General features: G+C 59.8%; 13 protein-coding genes. 6 read left to right on the forward strand and 7 right to left on the reverse strand.

Features of this window, described 5'->3' with window-relative positions; genetic code table 11:
- Window positions 1-7: 7 nt before the first annotated feature.
- Both Q9295_RS15495 and Q9295_RS15500 read right to left on the reverse strand, forming a co-directional pair.
- A complete protein-coding gene (locus tag Q9295_RS15495; protein ID WP_306681491.1) occupies window positions 8-547 on the reverse strand; it encodes a GNAT family N-acetyltransferase in 540 nt (179 codons plus the stop codon).
- Between the two features lie 49 nt (window positions 548-596).
- Window positions 597-1,301, reverse strand: coding sequence for an outer membrane protein (locus Q9295_RS15500; protein WP_306681492.1), 705 nt, complete (start codon window positions 1,299-1,301; stop codon window positions 597-599).
- Window positions 1,302-1,913: 612 nt separating this feature from the next.
- Here Q9295_RS15500 and Q9295_RS15505 point away from each other — a divergent pair.
- The 6 genes from Q9295_RS15505 to Q9295_RS15530 all read left to right on the forward strand — a co-directional run bounded on the left by Q9295_RS15505 (window position 1,914) and on the right by Q9295_RS15530 (window position 7,509).
- On the forward strand, window positions 1,914-2,957 hold the full coding sequence (locus Q9295_RS15505; RefSeq protein ID WP_306681493.1) for a GlxA family transcriptional regulator: 1,044 nt from the start codon (window positions 1,914-1,916) through the stop codon (window positions 2,955-2,957).
- A gap of 284 nt (window positions 2,958-3,241) precedes the next feature.
- Entirely contained in the window at window positions 3,242-4,141 is a 900-nt protein-coding gene (locus tag Q9295_RS15510) for a substrate-binding periplasmic protein (RefSeq protein WP_306681494.1), read from the forward strand.
- A gap of 186 nt (window positions 4,142-4,327) precedes the next feature.
- Window positions 4,328-5,101, forward strand: a complete 774-nt coding sequence (locus Q9295_RS15515) for an amino acid ABC transporter ATP-binding protein (RefSeq protein WP_306681495.1) — start codon at window positions 4,328-4,330, stop codon at window positions 5,099-5,101.
- 3 nt (window positions 5,102-5,104) lie between these two features.
- A complete protein-coding gene (locus Q9295_RS15520) occupies window positions 5,105-5,770 on the forward strand; it encodes an amino acid ABC transporter permease (RefSeq protein WP_306681496.1) in 666 nt (221 codons plus the stop codon).
- Complete coding sequence (locus tag Q9295_RS15525; protein WP_306681497.1) at window positions 5,767-6,468, forward strand: amino acid ABC transporter permease; 702 nt, start codon at window positions 5,767-5,769, stop codon at window positions 6,466-6,468. Before Q9295_RS15520 ends, Q9295_RS15525 begins: the two co-directional genes overlap by 4 nt.
- Before the next feature lie 243 nt (window positions 6,469-6,711).
- Window positions 6,712-7,509 (forward strand): SDR family NAD(P)-dependent oxidoreductase, encoded by a 798-nt coding sequence (locus Q9295_RS15530; RefSeq protein WP_306681498.1) that lies wholly within the window; start codon window positions 6,712-6,714, stop codon window positions 7,507-7,509.
- A 68-nt stretch (window positions 7,510-7,577) separates the two neighbouring features.
- On the opposite strand, the gene Q9295_RS15535 is transcribed toward Q9295_RS15530, so the two are convergent.
- The 5 genes from Q9295_RS15535 to Q9295_RS15555 are packed head-to-tail and all read right to left on the reverse strand — an operon-like array spanning window position 7,578 to window position 13,805.
- Window positions 7,578-8,156, reverse strand: coding sequence for a sarcosine oxidase subunit gamma family protein (locus Q9295_RS15535; protein WP_306681499.1), 579 nt, complete (start codon window positions 8,154-8,156; stop codon window positions 7,578-7,580).
- Window positions 8,153-11,086, reverse strand: a complete 2,934-nt coding sequence (locus Q9295_RS15540) for a 2Fe-2S iron-sulfur cluster-binding protein (protein WP_306681500.1) — start codon at window positions 11,084-11,086, stop codon at window positions 8,153-8,155. The genes Q9295_RS15535 and Q9295_RS15540 overlap by 4 nt, the downstream gene beginning before the upstream one ends.
- On the reverse strand, window positions 11,083-11,385 hold the full coding sequence (locus Q9295_RS15545; RefSeq protein WP_306681501.1) for a sarcosine oxidase subunit delta: 303 nt from the start codon (window positions 11,383-11,385) through the stop codon (window positions 11,083-11,085). Before Q9295_RS15545 ends, Q9295_RS15540 begins: the two co-directional genes overlap by 4 nt.
- Before the next feature lie 33 nt (window positions 11,386-11,418).
- The gene (locus tag Q9295_RS15550) at window positions 11,419-12,672 is read right to left on the reverse strand and encodes a sarcosine oxidase subunit beta family protein (RefSeq protein ID WP_306681502.1); all 1,254 of its coding nucleotides are present in this window, start codon (window positions 12,670-12,672) and stop codon (window positions 11,419-11,421) included.
- Entirely contained in the window at window positions 12,672-13,805 is a 1,134-nt protein-coding gene (locus tag Q9295_RS15555) for a mandelate racemase/muconate lactonizing enzyme family protein (protein ID WP_306681503.1), read from the reverse strand. Before Q9295_RS15555 ends, Q9295_RS15550 begins: the two co-directional genes overlap by 1 nt.
- Window positions 13,806-13,957: the final 152 nt, after the last annotated feature.

The following is a 13,957-nucleotide window of genomic DNA, read 5'->3' on the forward strand; positions in this document are numbered from 1 at the left end:
AAATGGCTTACTTCGGTTCAGGGAAAAGCGCGTAAAGCAAGATATCGTCGCGTTTGCCGTTCGGCGTGAGCACCTCACTGCGCAAAACGCCTTCCAATTGGAACTTCGACTGATCGGCGTAAAGCCGGGCGGCTGCATTCGCGCGATTGATCCGCAGCTTCACCTTTGCCACCCCCATCCGCTTGAAAAGATGGCGCATCAGAACGCGGCTGGCGTTCAGCAAAAGCTCTGCTCGATCCTGCAAGGCGCGATCCATAGCCAAATCGAAATCGGCCAATTTATGCGTCTTGTCGAACCGGACCTTCAGATAGCAGTTCAGCCCGAGATTGGCTGCATCCGCGATGGTCAGAAGAAGGAAGCCCTCATCCCGGCATTGCTCGATATGGCGCATATGGTCGAAGAGGGTGAAAGCACGGGTGCTGATGTTCAATCCGCGCTTCACATAATCGCTGTTGAACCAAGCAAGATATGCGTCGGTGAGGTCGGAAACCTCCAAGGTTCGAACAACAAATCCACCGGCGAATGGGAGCGAAATCTTATGTGTCATACGGACGGTCAAGCGACAGGAAGCCCCATCGCTTGACCTACCTCTTTCATCAGAAGCGGTAATTCACACCGATCTTGACCTGACGAGAGTCGCCAGATTGATCGAATGACGCTTCCTGGGGCACATCTTCGCCGTCCACCCAATGTTCTGTGTAGTGCCCAATACTATCAAAGCTGTAGCGGTTGATCTCCGCGAAGATCGAAAGGTTCGGTTGCAGATAGTGCTCCACCCCCAGACCAGTAACGGTCGCCTTACCGCTGTTCGAATGCTCCTCCAGATCCACATCTTCTTCGTCTAAGACGACCCAGTTTTCACCCAGCTTACCATTCGCACGCCCCACAGAGCCGTAGAAGAGCGTTGTTTCGCCGAGCACGTAGCCCCCGCGCAATTTCAAAGTTGCGAGGCTTTTCAAGGAATCTTGCGAGTCCGACAGCGTGTCGAAGTCAGCAATGGCGCCGATCACAAAGTTGCCGTAGCGCTTATCGTAACCGACCCGAACCCCATAGGATTTGCTTTTCACCCCGTAATAGGGTGGCCAGCCCTCATCGCAATCGTCTCCAGGAAAGCAATTCTTGTCGAAATCGCTGTTGACGTGCGAGAACGTACCACCAGCATAGAAACCATCAAAGGTCACGCCGGAGGCGATGGATGAGGCGCTTCCGACTGGAGCGACAGGCGTTCCATCTTGGGCAGCGACCAGGCTGGCAGATCCAAAGGTCAGCGCCACTGCCAATGCAGCAAGTTTTGTATTCATAGTGTTAGGCTCATATCAGAAGAGGTTTCTTTGGCAAAAATTCTGCAACAACGGAACGACCAAGATAGGATCTACCCCTAAAAGCTGAACATGAGAAATTCAACTGCTTTCCAAGAAGAAACGCCCCATTATCAGAGCCTTCTACATGGATCCGCGCGCCTACCTCTCCCCCCCCCGACCATCTAAAGCCCCGCCATGTTTAAGCATATTCGCCGGTTACTTTTTCCATATTGAAGACAATCTCTAGCAATAGTTGCGCCAGCACGGTTAGCGATACCGCTTTGGGGAGAAGGTTTGGCCACCGAAGCTGACGGGACCGGCGACGCCGTATTAAAGCTGAATGCCCCCGCTCGCTGCCGCAGAACCTGCCAAAGCAAGGGCCAGCAGCTATCCGCTGCCATTAAAGAAAACACCGCAGAATCAAACAGATATCTTCAAACCTCGACGATCTAGGTTTGGCTCAATCAGTGACGAACTGGACAACTCAGTCCAGTACGAGTATCGCGCAGACGAGGCCCAAGGCGAAAGCGCCCCTTGGGACCGGGTACGAGAATTCTGCATTCGGCGATGGCCCCGCCTTGAGGGGCCAATACCGTCAGTCGAGGGGAAGATGTGACCATACCGCTGTCTTTTCCGGTCGCCACCCCGCCCGATCTTTCCGGGGTAGAGCCCGACATGAAGGTGGGCTTCCTGCTCGCCCCACGCTTCACGCTGATCGCCTTGTCCTCTTTCGTAGATAGCCTGCGCCATGCCGGTGACGAGGCCGATTTCAGCCGTCAAATCTATTGCGCATGGCAGATTTTATCCGAGACCCCGGGCCAGAGTGTTGCTTCCTCGAGTGGCATCGAGGTTGTACCAAGCACAGCCCTGTCGCAGGCCGGTGACATCACCCATCTGGTGGTCGTTGGCGGGCTTTTACCTGATTGCTACCATTTCGATCCGCCGACCCTGCAGTTCATTCGCGATGCCTACGCTCGAGGGGTCAGCATTGTCGGCCTCTGTACCGGCAGCTTCCTTCTGGCTGAATTGGGTCTGTTAGAGGGACGGCGCTGCGCGGTCCATAATGAGCATATTTCGGCGTTTCGCACGCTTTACCCTAAGGCGCTTGCGACGGCGGATGATCTCTACGTCTCGGACCGCGGTGTATTCACCTGTCAGGGCGGGACATCGGCCTTGGAGCTGGCCTTTCACCTGATCGATATCCACTGCGGCAAAGCGCGGGCGACGAAGGCGATCAACTCTCTGTTGATGCAGGGAAAATTCAACCACAGTCACCGCTTTCGCCCGCATGGGCATATGGCTGCATGCGGCAATCGTAAGGTGGAGCAGGCCGTTGAGATCATGGAGCGCCATTTGATCTCTCCGATGCCGATCACCGATGTGGCCCGCAGCGTTGGCTGCTCGACCCGCGAATTGTCGCGGCTGTTCCAAAAATATGGGGGGCAGACGCCAAGCGAGACCTGGCGCCGCATGCGCGTTGCGCATGGCCATTGGATGCTCCTGAACACCGAACGGAGCATCACTCAGATCGCTTACGAATGCGGTTTTGCCGATTCCGCCCATTTCACGCGCTGTTTTAAAGACATCTATAAGACGCCCCCCAATGCCTATCGCATCATGCGGCGCGTGACGCCAAACACCACGATTTCTGGCTAAAGCTGGGCCACTTGGTCAGGACCGCAGGTCGCTCAGCCAGGCTGTCAGAAGCCCGCAGAAACGCGAACCTGCCATCACACGCCCATAATCATCACGAGAGGATAGCGAGCCCCCGACTGGCAAGCCCCGACTGGCAAGCGCCGAGAGGACGCGATGTGCAGAACCACGAAAAAATTGCGCCCCTCCGTTCAAAATTTCATCTGGAACGTTCAAGTCGCCGAACAACCTCTGCGCCAGACTACCTCAAAACCAACACCACACTGATAACAATCGGGGAGAATAAAATGCCGATCATGTCCAAAGTCCGCAGCAGCGCAAAGGCTGCAATTCTTGGCGCCGCTGCGCTGAGTTTCGCTCAGGCCGCGGCCGCAGCTGGCACCTGTGAAGGCGCCGAGCTGGTCGAGGATGGCAAGCTGGTCGTTGCCTATAACGGCGATATGCCCGGCACCGGCACCAAAGACGGCAAACTCGTCGGGATCGACGGCGAGATCATGGGCATCGTCGCCGAGCGTCTCGGCCTCGAGATTTCTCCCCAGCTGATGGAATGGGCAGCCGAGATTGAATCGGTGAAATCGCGCCGCGTCGACATCATGCATGGCATGATGGGCTGGACCCAACCGCGCACCGAAGTCATCACGATGACCGACCCGATCTACTACGCTGGCTCGCTCATGACCCAGCGCAAAGGCGCAAATATCACCAGCTTCGATCAGCTGAAAGATCTGCGCGTTGCGACGGTACAAGGCTTTGCCCAAGCGACCGAGCTTGCGATCATCCATCCCGATGTCGTGCTTTACGAAACCGGCGATGCTGCCGTGCGCGATCTGGTCTCTGGCCGCGTGGACGTGATCTTCCTTGATCCGCCGATGATGCAATATCTGAAGATCGCTCAGCCCGAGCTTGAGATCGAATCGATCCCCGTCACCGAACCCTTCGATCCCGAACTGGCCGTTATCACTGGCAAATTCATGGTCGTCTTCGGCATGTCGAAAGAAGCGCCGAAGCTGGAGAAATGCATCAACGACATCATCGCCGATCTGTGGGCGAACTGTGAGAACCTGAAAGTGGCAGCCACCTACGGCTTTGACGACAAGTTCTGGTTCACCCCGCAAGAGGCGAACCCGCGTCCGGGCGTTGACCGTCCGCAAGACTGGGCCTACCCGGCGCTTGGCGCCTGCAGCTAAGCAAATCTGACCCGTACCGGCCAAATCCGGTGCAACGGATCAGGGGCGGCGCGCCCGCGCGCCGCCCTCGCCCATTCGACCCGACCGCTGAAAAACGCCTGCAAAAGACTTGGCCAGCGGACGCATGTCTCCCCAATGAATGGGAACGGGCAAATTCACGTCAACAGGTGCGACTTCGGGGTAAAGATGACCGAGAACAAAGAATTGCTGCGGATTGAGGGCTTGAGGAAAGACTTCGGCACCCTGCAAGTGCTGAAAGACATCAGCCTGTCTGTCGGGCAGAGCAAGAAAGTGGCCCTGATCGGCCCTTCTGGTTCCGGCAAAACCACGCTTTTGCGCTGCATCAACCATCTCGAAAGCCCCACTGGCGGGCATATCTATCTCGATGGGGATCTGATTGGCGAAGAGAAGCGCGGCGTTCGCTATGTGCGCAGCTCAGCCGCGCGCTTGGCCCGTCAGCGGTTGGACATGGGGTTCGTGTTCCAAAACTTCTACCTCTGGCCGCATTTGACCGTGCAAGAGAATGTCGCGCTTTGCCCTTGGAAAGTGCAGGGCAAAAGCCAGAAAGAGGCAATGGATCTGGCCGAAGCCATGCTGGAAAAGGTCCATATGGCGCATAAGCGCAAAGAATATCCCGAAAGGCTCTCAGGCGGGCAGCAGCAGCGCGTAGGCATTGCCCGCGCCTTGGCCCAGCAACCCAAGATCATCCTCTTTGATGAGCCGACCTCCGCCTTGGACCCCGAGCTGGTGGGCGAGGTGTTGGGCGTTATCCAAGAGCTCGCCGCCGAAGGCCGCTCGATGGTTCTGGTGACGCATGAAATCCGCTTTGCGCGTGACGTGGCCGATGAGGTCGTCTTCATGGATGGCGGCCTTGTGGTCGAAAAGGGCGCGCCGGCTGATGTGATCGACAACCCATCGAATGAGCGCACCATCCGCTTCCTTGGCCAGTTGCGGGGCTGATCGATGGAACAATTCGGCGATTTATTCACGCGCTCTGCAAGCCATCTTGAGGTTTTGCTGCAAGGCGCCGGCGTGACGGTGATGATCACCCTTGGCAGCTTCGTCATGGCGGTGACCATCGGGCTGGTGCTGGCTGTGGCGCGCACTTGGAAGATCCGGCCGCTGAATGCGTTGATTGCGATCTATGTCGAGGTCTTTCGGGGCCTTCCGACACTGACATTGCTCTTCATCTGCTATTTCGGCCTGACCTATGTTGGCATCAAGCTGAACCCGCTGCCTGCCGCGATCATCGGCCTTGGCCTTTCGGGTGGCGCCTATTGCACCGAGATCTTCCGGTCCGGCATTTCGGCCCTTCACCACGGCCAGCGCGAAGCGGCAGCGGCCATTGGCATGACGCCGATGCGGGCGATGCGGTTCGTGATTTTGCCACAGGCTTTGCGCATCACCCTGCCCCCCTTGGGCAACTATGCGATCGGATTGATCAAGGACACCGCCGTCGCCTCGGCAGTGGCTGCGCCTGAGATCTTGTTCCGCGCCCGGAACCTTTCGACGGAGACCTTCGACACGGCGCTGATCTACCTGCTGGTTGCGGTTCTCTACCTTGTTATGACCTTCCCGCTTGCGCGCTGGGTCGACCATCTTGAGAAGAAGCGGAAGGCCTGGCAATGATGGAATATCTCGACCAATTTGCGGCCTTCCTCTCGGTCTATCCGGCGAAACTGCCGCAATGGGAAGGCGTGCTGATCCGCGCGATCAAGACAACGCTCATCGTGACCGCAGGTTCGTTCGCGGTGGCCCTTGTGATCGGTGTGTTGCTGGCCCTTGCCCGGCTCAGCAAGAATGCCCTCCTGCGCGGCATTGCGCGCTTTTACATCGAGATCGCCCGCGGCGTGCCAGCGCTGGTGATCCTGTTCTTGCTCTATTTCGGACTGCCCCCCTTGGGCATCGTGATGGATGCTGTGCCGACCGCCATTCTTGGCCTTGGCCTGTCAACCGGCGGTTATGTGGCCGAGATCATCCGGGCTGGTATCGAGGCGACCCATAAAGGCCAGCGCGAGGCCGGCCTGACGATCGGCATGAGCAGCTGGCAGATCAACCGCTACATCATCTTGCCGCAGGCGGCGCGGATTTCGCTGCCTTCGCTGATGAACACGCTGATCACGGTACTGAAAGACAGCTCCCTCGCCTCGCTGATCACCGCGCCTGAGCTGATGCTGCGGGCCAAGGCGATCTCTTCGACCGACTTCCTGCCCATGCACATCTTGTTGTTGGTAGGCGCAATTTACCTTTGCCTTGCCATTCCTCTGTCGCAACTGTCGCGCCTGCTGGAGCGGAGGATGTTCTCGAAGCTCGGAAACCGCATGTAAATGCGCCCAAAGCCCCCTGCCGAAAGGTTGGGGGCTTTTTTCGCATCTCTGCGCCTCGGTCAAAGCGGCGAGTTCACCCCTGCAGACAGATGTGGCCTATACCCGCTGGCCACTGAGTTTAGCGCAGCCCCGGATCGCGGCCCAGCGTCTTTAGCCCATCCTCTGTGACCCGATCACATCTTTCCCCTGATCCCAGACTGTCCGGTCATCTCCGGCCATCACGCCCAAGCTAAGGACTTTCACATGACACAAACCGCACTCCCCCGTGGGCGCTTTGCGCTGAACGATCGCGTGGCCCTCGTGACCGGAGGTGCCAGTGGCATTGGCCGCGCCTGCGCTTGGGCTTTGGTCGAACAAGGCGCGATGGTGGTGATTGCCGACCGCAACGCTGAGGCGGCTGACGCGGTCACCACCGCGCTGCGCGAAGCTGGTCACCAAGCGCAGTCTTTGGCCCTCGATGTAACCGATGCTGCAGCCGTTAAGCGTGAAATCGCTGCCCTCCCCGCGCGTTACGGATCACTGGATATCCTTGTCCATAGTGCGGGCGTCGGTGCAGAGCGGCTCTTTCTTGAGACCACCGCCGAGGATTGGGCCCGCATCACGGATATCAACCTGAACGGCACGTTTCATGTCGCTCAGGCCAGTGCGGCCTGCATGGTGCGCCAGTCCTATGGGCGGATCGTGCTGATCTCATCGGTCGCAGGATTGCGCGGCGGCACCGGACGTGCGGCCTATGGCGCGACCAAGGGGGCGATGCTGGCCCTTGGCAAAGTGATGGCCGTGGAATTGGCCCCCTACGGCGTCACCACGAATATGGTTGCCCCGGGCGCGATCGAAACGGAGTTGGTGGCGCGCATGCATGATGCCAAAACCCGTGAGGCCTATCTTTCAGGCATTCCGATGCGCCGCTATGGCACGCCCGAGGAAGTGGCCGATACCATTGCCTTCTTGGTCAGCGATGCGGCGGCTTATGTGAACGGGGTTGAGCTGGGAATTGACGGCGGTTTCATGGCCGCGGGCGTGATGAAAGAGGCGGGCTGAGGGTCATCCCCCCTGCCCGCCTCGCTCTATCCGAATGAAAAAGACGGCGGATTGCTCCGCCGTCTTTTTCAAAATGCAGGGGAAGGCTCTTTGGCCGCTTGCTTCAGCCAATCGACAAAATAGCGCGCGCGGCTGCGCTCGACCCCAGCCAGCAGACGACCCGGTTCAATATGGCAAAGGATGACGTTCACCTCTGCCACCAGTGTGCGCTTGGCACTGCCCGGTGCGATCCCGCCAGCGTCCAGTGAGACAAAGCCGCCCCGACGCAGCAAGGCTTGCGGATCGGCACCGGAGATCTCGATCCAAGCGAGATGGTCGCCAAAAAGGCTGGCCGTGATGCGGCGATCGTCGAAGGCAGCATTGATGCGTGCGACCAGAGCCATTTCGGCCTCGGGCGCACATTGGATCACCCACGAGCGTGGAGAAAGCCAAATGGCCTGCAGGCCATCCTGTGCTACCATCGGACCAGCGCCCGTTGGAACCGTCAGACCAATGCTTGCCAGTTCGGCTGCCGCATCATCATCGGTTGCCACAACCAAGACAGCCGCCAGATCGGCCCGGTCATGGATGTCATGGCGATGGACGCTTGCAAGGGCATGGCTGCTGCCATGCAGATTGCCAAAGGCAGACTTTGCCAGAATGCTCATTGCCGCAGCCTTTCGTTTTCGGGATCGTAGAAGACAGGCGATGTGATCCGGGCGCGGCTGGTGCGGCCGTTCGAGTAAAGCGTGACCTCCTCGCCCTGCCGTGCAAAGCCGCGTTCGATCAATGCCAGACCGATCGGATGGCCAAGCGTCGGACTGTCGCAGCCCGAGGTGACATAGCCTTCGGTCTTACACGGCGGGGCTGTGCAGCCCGGTGCAAGCACCCGTGCCCCCGCCTCAATCTTGCCAGAGACCGCCACCAGCCCAACGAGTTGCTCACGCTCATCGCTGAGTGCAAAGGGCAAAGTCAAAGAGCGTTTGCCGATGAAATCATCCTGACGCTTGGCAACCAGAGCCGCCATGCCGACCTCGGTCGGACCTGTGCGGCCATTGGTGTCCGAGCCAAGGTGGATATAGCCCTTTTCCAGACGCAGCCGAAGCCAAGCTTCCATGCCGATGGCGCGTGGCGCGCCTGCGGCATCGCCCTTCAACAGCGTCTCATAAAGCGCTTCGGCGTAGCGGGATGGGACCGAGATTTCAAATTGCAGCTCGCCGGTGAAGCTGACCCGCGCAACGCGCAGCGGGATACCCTGCCAGCTGCCCTCGCGGACCTGCATATGTTTGAAGGCCGCCGGGCTGATGTCGAAATCTGGATTCAGCACAGCCAGAATGTGACGCGCCCGCGGACCTGCCACAGCAATGCTGCACCAGTTCGAGGTCACATTGCCCACCGCAACCCGCGAGCTGGGCCATTCGGTCTGCCGCCACCGTTCAAAATGCGCCGCCACCGCCTCGGCATGCCCCGAGGTCGGGCCAGCGAGATAGTGGTTCGGCCCCAGACAGGCCACCACACCGTCATCATAGATGACGCCCTCTTCGTTCAACATCACCGAATAGCGCACCGAGCCGGGCTTCAGCGTCGCCATATCCGAGACATAGAACCGGGCAAGAAATGCCGCCGCATCTGGGCCTGTCACCTCGACCTTACCCAAGGATGAGCCGTCAAAGATCCCCACATCACTGCGGACAGCTGCCATCTCAAGCGCGACAGCCGTGTCACGGTCAGAAGCGTCTGGGCGGTGATACCAATCGGGGCGTTGCCAGCCAAAATCTTCAAAATCCGCGCCAAGGCGCCTGTGTACGGCATCGGCCGGCAGATAGCGGCGTGGAGCGATCAAATCGCCCTCATGACCGCCCGCGATTGTGCCCATGCGGATCGCCGAGACCATCGGCCGGAAGGTGGTGATCCCCACCTCTGAAATCTCGCGTCCGGTCAAATGGGCCAGCATGGCAAGCCCGTTCACATTGGAGGTGCGGCCTTGGTCCGTGCCCATACCAAGCGTGGTGTAGCGCTTGAGATGCTCAACGCTGACATAGTTCTCACGAACCGCAATCTCGACGTCAGAGAGTTTCACGTCGTTCTGATGGTCGATCCAGACCTTGTTGGCCGGCACACCCGAAGGCCTGCGGATCAAAGACACGCCCCCAAATGCAGGAGCTTTGACCAGCGGCGTGGCCTTTGCTTGGCGCTGCGACGACTTGGCCGCGGCTTGCAAGCTTTGGCCCAGTGCCTCGGTCAGGCTGGTGCAGCCTGTGACGCCACCGGACGCCTGCCAGCCCTGCGGCAGCTCGGGAACGGTGAACATCTGAAGCGCATCATTCCAGACCGGCTTTGCGCCGCGATGGCAGGCCAGATGAATAAGCGGCGTCCATCCCCCCGCAACGGCAAGACCGTCGCAGGCGAATTTGCGCACCCCGCTTGGGGTTGAGACCGTCAGGCCGCGCAACTGGCGGCCTGCCTTCATAGCCGTGATGGCCGCTTCAAAGACAACTGGGATGCCCAAGGCTTCAGCTTGAGCCAAATGGACAGCCTCGGCGCGGGGACGAGTGTCCAAAATGGCCACGACCTTGATCCCGGCGTCTTGCGCAGCAAAGGCGGTCAGCCAGCCACTGTCATTGCTGGTCTTGACGACCAGCTGTTTGCAAGGAGCGACGCCATAGTCACGGATCAACCGCCGCACCGCGCCCGCCAGCATGACGCCCGGTCGGTCATTGTCGGCAAAGAGCAGCGGCCGCTCCACCGCACCCGAGGCCAAAATGACCTGCTTTGCGTGCAAGGTGATATGGCGCTCGGCCGCGATCCCCCTGGCATCGATCACGCTTTGCACAAGCGTGAAAATATTGGTGTCATAGGCAGCCGCAACCAACGTCGAGGTCAGGATCTGCATCCCCGGCGTGGCCTTGATTTCCTTGGCAATATCTTGGGCCCATGCGATGCCGGGCTTGCCGTCAATCTCGGCCTCTTCCCAAAGAAGCGATCCGCCCGGCCTTTGCTCTTGCTCGGCCACAAGCACCGAAAGGCCAGAGCCGATCAGCCCCTGCGCCGCCGCCAGTCCAGCCGGGCCCGCGCCCACGACCAAAACGTCGACCGCCTGATACTGGTGCTGCGCCGCGCGGCTTTCCTTGCTGCCATCGGGTCGACCAAAGCCAGTGGCGCGACGAACGATCGGCTCGAACCAGCTCCAGTTCGGCCACATCATGGTCTTGTAGTAGAACCCTGCCCCGAAGAAGGGCTTGCCCAATCCCGCCAATGCCCCAATGTCAAACGAGGCACTGGGCCAGCCGGTGACCGAGCGCACCTCCATCCCCTCAGCCAAAGGCATCTGCCCGGCGCGGATCGACGGCGTGTAGCCGTGGGCATCGCGCACCGAGACCATCGCATTCGGGTCTTCTGCGCCCAAAGCCATGAAGCCGCGCGGGCGATGGTATTTAAAGCTGCGACCAACGATGCCGACGCCATTGGCGATCAGGGCCGAGGCGAGGCTATCGCCTTCAAACCCCTGCATCTTTTTGCCGTTCCAAGTGAATGAAATCGGACGGCTCCGGTCGATATGGCCGCCAGAGGCCCGTCTTTTGCTGCCAGTCAAGCTCATGCTGCGCCCTCCTGAGCAATGGTCACATCTGAAAATGCTTCATCGAAACGCAGGATCTGACGTATCTGATGGCTCACGGTATGACGCTCAACCTTGAACCATTGGCCGCATCCGGCGCTGCAGCACCATTGCTCTTGCAACCAACCCTTGGTGTTGGTGCGCATGAACAAATATTCCGTCCATTCAGTATCACTCGCGATGGCGGGATCGGCGGGACGCATAATCCCGGCCTCGCCGCCCCAAGTGAGTTCGGCTTCAGACCGCATCTCGCGGCAGTAAGGGCAACGCAGCAAAATCATAGGGAGGTCCGTAGGTTGGCCCGAGTGCGGGCGCTAATGTGCAATACCGGAGGCAGCGCCCTCGTCGACAAGACGATTGTCGCGGAACCGGTCGAGCCCAAATTTCTCAGCCAAAGGATGCGGGCGGTTGGTGGCAATGGCATGGGCGAGCATCAGCCCCCCCACCGGGATTGCCTTGAAACCACCCGTCCCCCAGCCGCAGTTGATGTAGAGGTTCGACACCGGCGTCGCCCCGATGATCGGAGAGCTGTCGGGCACGATATCAACGATGCCGCCCCAATGACGCATGAGCCGCGCTTGACCAAAGGCGGGGAACAATTCCACCGCAGCTTCGACCACTTTTTGCACCGTGCGCGGGCCGCCACGTTGGCCATAGCTTTGGCCGGGGTCCAGCATGGCCCCCATCACCAACTCGCCCTTTTGGGTCTGGTTGAGATAGACGCCCGTGGCAGGAGAGATCATTGCGACGTCAAGGATCGGTCGGATCGGCTCGGACACCATTGCCTGCAGGCAGCGACTGGTGACCGGCAGCCGGAACCCGGCCATATCGGCGATGACCGAAGAGTGGCCTGCCACGGCCACGCCTACGCTGTCGCAGCCGATTGTACCGCGGCTGGTGTCGATTGCGGTGATCCGATCCCCCTCACGGGTGAAGCCTTTCACCTCGCAATTTTGGATGATGTCGATGCCCATACGGTCAGCGCCGCGCGCATAGCCCCAAGCCACGGCATCATGCCGAATGGTGCCGCCGCGCTGCTGCAATACCGCGCCCAGCACTGGCCAGCGCGGATTATCCGCGCGCAGGCCGGGGATCAGCTTGGCCAGCGCCGCGCGATCCAGAATTTCCGCATCAATCCCGTTGCAGCGCATCCAATTGAGCTTGTGCCGCGCGGATTCCATCTGGTGCTGATCATGGAACAGCGTGACCCAGCCACGCTGCGACAGCATGATGTTGAAATTCAACTCACGCGCGAAGTCTTCGTAAAGCTTCAAAGCTTTGTCATACATGGCAGCGCTTTCGCTGAACATGTAATCCGACCGCACGTTGGTGGTGTTGCGCCCGGTGTTACCGCCGCCGATCCAGCCCTTTTCAAGCACCGCGATGTCACGGATGCCGTGTTCGCGCGCCAGATACCAAGCGGTCGCCAAACCGTGACCGCCGCCGCCGATGATGACGACCTGATACTTCTTCTTCGGTGCTGGGGATCTCCAGGCCTGTTTCCAGCCCCGGTTCCCGCTCAGGCCCTGCCGCGCCAGCGACAGGAGCGAATAATCTTGCCACCCCATCAGAAGCTGTTCCGTGCCCGGTGCAACTCGGCCGCACGGGCCACGTTGTCATGGTCAATCTCAAAGCCAAGGCCCGGACCTTCCAGCACTTTCACCGCACCGTTGACCGGGGTGAGGTCGGGAGATTTCACGATATCCCAATCAAGGAAACGGGTCATATGCTGGTTGGCATCGTCAAGGTTCGGGATGACGGCCGCGACTTGGTTGCCCGCGCAGGTCGTGATGCCGGTCTCATAAAGCCCGTGCAGGCAGATGTTCACATCGGCAGCTTCGGCGATATGGGCGATCTTCAAGAGATTGGCGAAGCCGCCCGTCTCATGCAGGCCAATGGTGATCATATCGGCCGCACCCGCCCGGATCACGTCGAAAGCCTCAAAGGGCGTGAAGACGGATTGGTCAGCGCCAATGGGGATCGGGCTTGCGGCACGGATCTGCGCCAAGGCCATCACGCTTTCGCAATGGCAAGGCTGCTCTACCAATTCAACACCGTAATCGGCCAGTTTGCGGATCATCCGGCTGGCGTGGAGCGGGTTCCATTTTTCATTGGGATCGACGCGCATGCGGTGGTCCGGCCCGATACGGTCACGCACCATACGCGCGGTCTCGAGATCCAGCGCATCGCCGCGACCAACCTTGAAGTAGATCACATCGAAACCAGCTGCGGCCAGCACCTCGGCATCATCAGCCACTTCCTCGGCCGTCTCGCCTTGGCAAAAGCCGAAATGCCGGATTTCGTCGCGCACCTTACCGCCCAGAAGCGCGTGAACGGGCTGGCCTGCGGTCTTACCCGCCGCATCCCAAAGCGCCATCGACAGACCGGCAAGGACCTGCCCCGCATAGCGCGGGCTTGAGCAGGTGCCATAGGCTTGGAACATAACCTGATAGGCATCCCGCAACAGGCCATTGCTTTCAAAGACCGAGCGCCCGATGCAACGCGACGCCGCGATCCGCAGATGCGCCATGACGGCCTCGGCCGAAGGTGTGGCAACCGACTCACCATAGCCGATGACGCCCTCGGTGGTCTCGACTTCGACCAGCACGACACCAGCCCCTTCGATCACCCCCTGCGACCAGTAATAGGGTTTGGTGTAGGGGACCAAGAGGGGCGTCAGACGGATATCGGCGATCTTCATGATTTGCTCTCGCAGCTGAGGGACCACGGGCGTGGCCTGCATAGGTGCAAGCTCCGGCCTTCAGGCGGTATTTATAAATGCCAAAGTCGCAAGCGATTGAACGGATCGGATAATTGCCAGAACGCAGCCGACCGCGCATGGGCCTCCAAAGG

The sequence above is a fragment of the Pseudogemmobacter lacusdianii genome (assembly GCF_030848395.1).
In the GTDB taxonomy this organism is placed as follows: Bacteria; Pseudomonadota; Alphaproteobacteria; order Rhodobacterales; family Rhodobacteraceae; genus Pseudogemmobacter; species Pseudogemmobacter lacusdianii.

What these genes read in the sequence shown, in the direction of transcription:
- Q9295_RS15495 (WP_306681491.1), bottom strand. Translation starts at nt 547, where the DNA reads ATGACACATAAGATTTCGCTCCCATTCGCCGGTGGATTTGTTGTTCGA.
- Q9295_RS15500 (WP_306681492.1), bottom strand. Translation starts at nt 1,301, where the DNA reads ATGAATACAAAACTTGCTGCATTGGCAGTGGCGCTGACCTTTGGATCT.
- Q9295_RS15510 (WP_306681494.1), top strand. Translation starts at nt 3,242, where the DNA reads ATGCCGATCATGTCCAAAGTCCGCAGCAGCGCAAAGGCTGCAATTCTT.
- Q9295_RS15515 (WP_306681495.1), top strand. Translation starts at nt 4,328, where the DNA reads ATGACCGAGAACAAAGAATTGCTGCGGATTGAGGGCTTGAGGAAAGAC.
- Q9295_RS15520 (WP_306681496.1), top strand. Translation starts at nt 5,105, where the DNA reads ATGGAACAATTCGGCGATTTATTCACGCGCTCTGCAAGCCATCTTGAG.
- Q9295_RS15525 (WP_306681497.1), top strand. Translation starts at nt 5,767, where the DNA reads ATGATGGAATATCTCGACCAATTTGCGGCCTTCCTCTCGGTCTATCCG.
- Q9295_RS15530 (WP_306681498.1), top strand. Translation starts at nt 6,712, where the DNA reads ATGACACAAACCGCACTCCCCCGTGGGCGCTTTGCGCTGAACGATCGC.
- Q9295_RS15535 (WP_306681499.1), bottom strand. Translation starts at nt 8,156, where the DNA reads ATGAGCATTCTGGCAAAGTCTGCCTTTGGCAATCTGCATGGCAGCAGC.
- Q9295_RS15540 (WP_306681500.1), bottom strand. Translation starts at nt 11,086, where the DNA reads ATGAGCTTGACTGGCAGCAAAAGACGGGCCTCTGGCGGCCATATCGAC.
- Q9295_RS15545 (WP_306681501.1), bottom strand. Translation starts at nt 11,385, where the DNA reads ATGATTTTGCTGCGTTGCCCTTACTGCCGCGAGATGCGGTCTGAAGCC.
- Q9295_RS15550 (WP_306681502.1), bottom strand. Translation starts at nt 12,672, where the DNA reads ATGGGGTGGCAAGATTATTCGCTCCTGTCGCTGGCGCGGCAGGGCCTG.
- Q9295_RS15555 (WP_306681503.1), bottom strand. Translation starts at nt 13,805, where the DNA reads ATGAAGATCGCCGATATCCGTCTGACGCCCCTCTTGGTCCCCTACACC.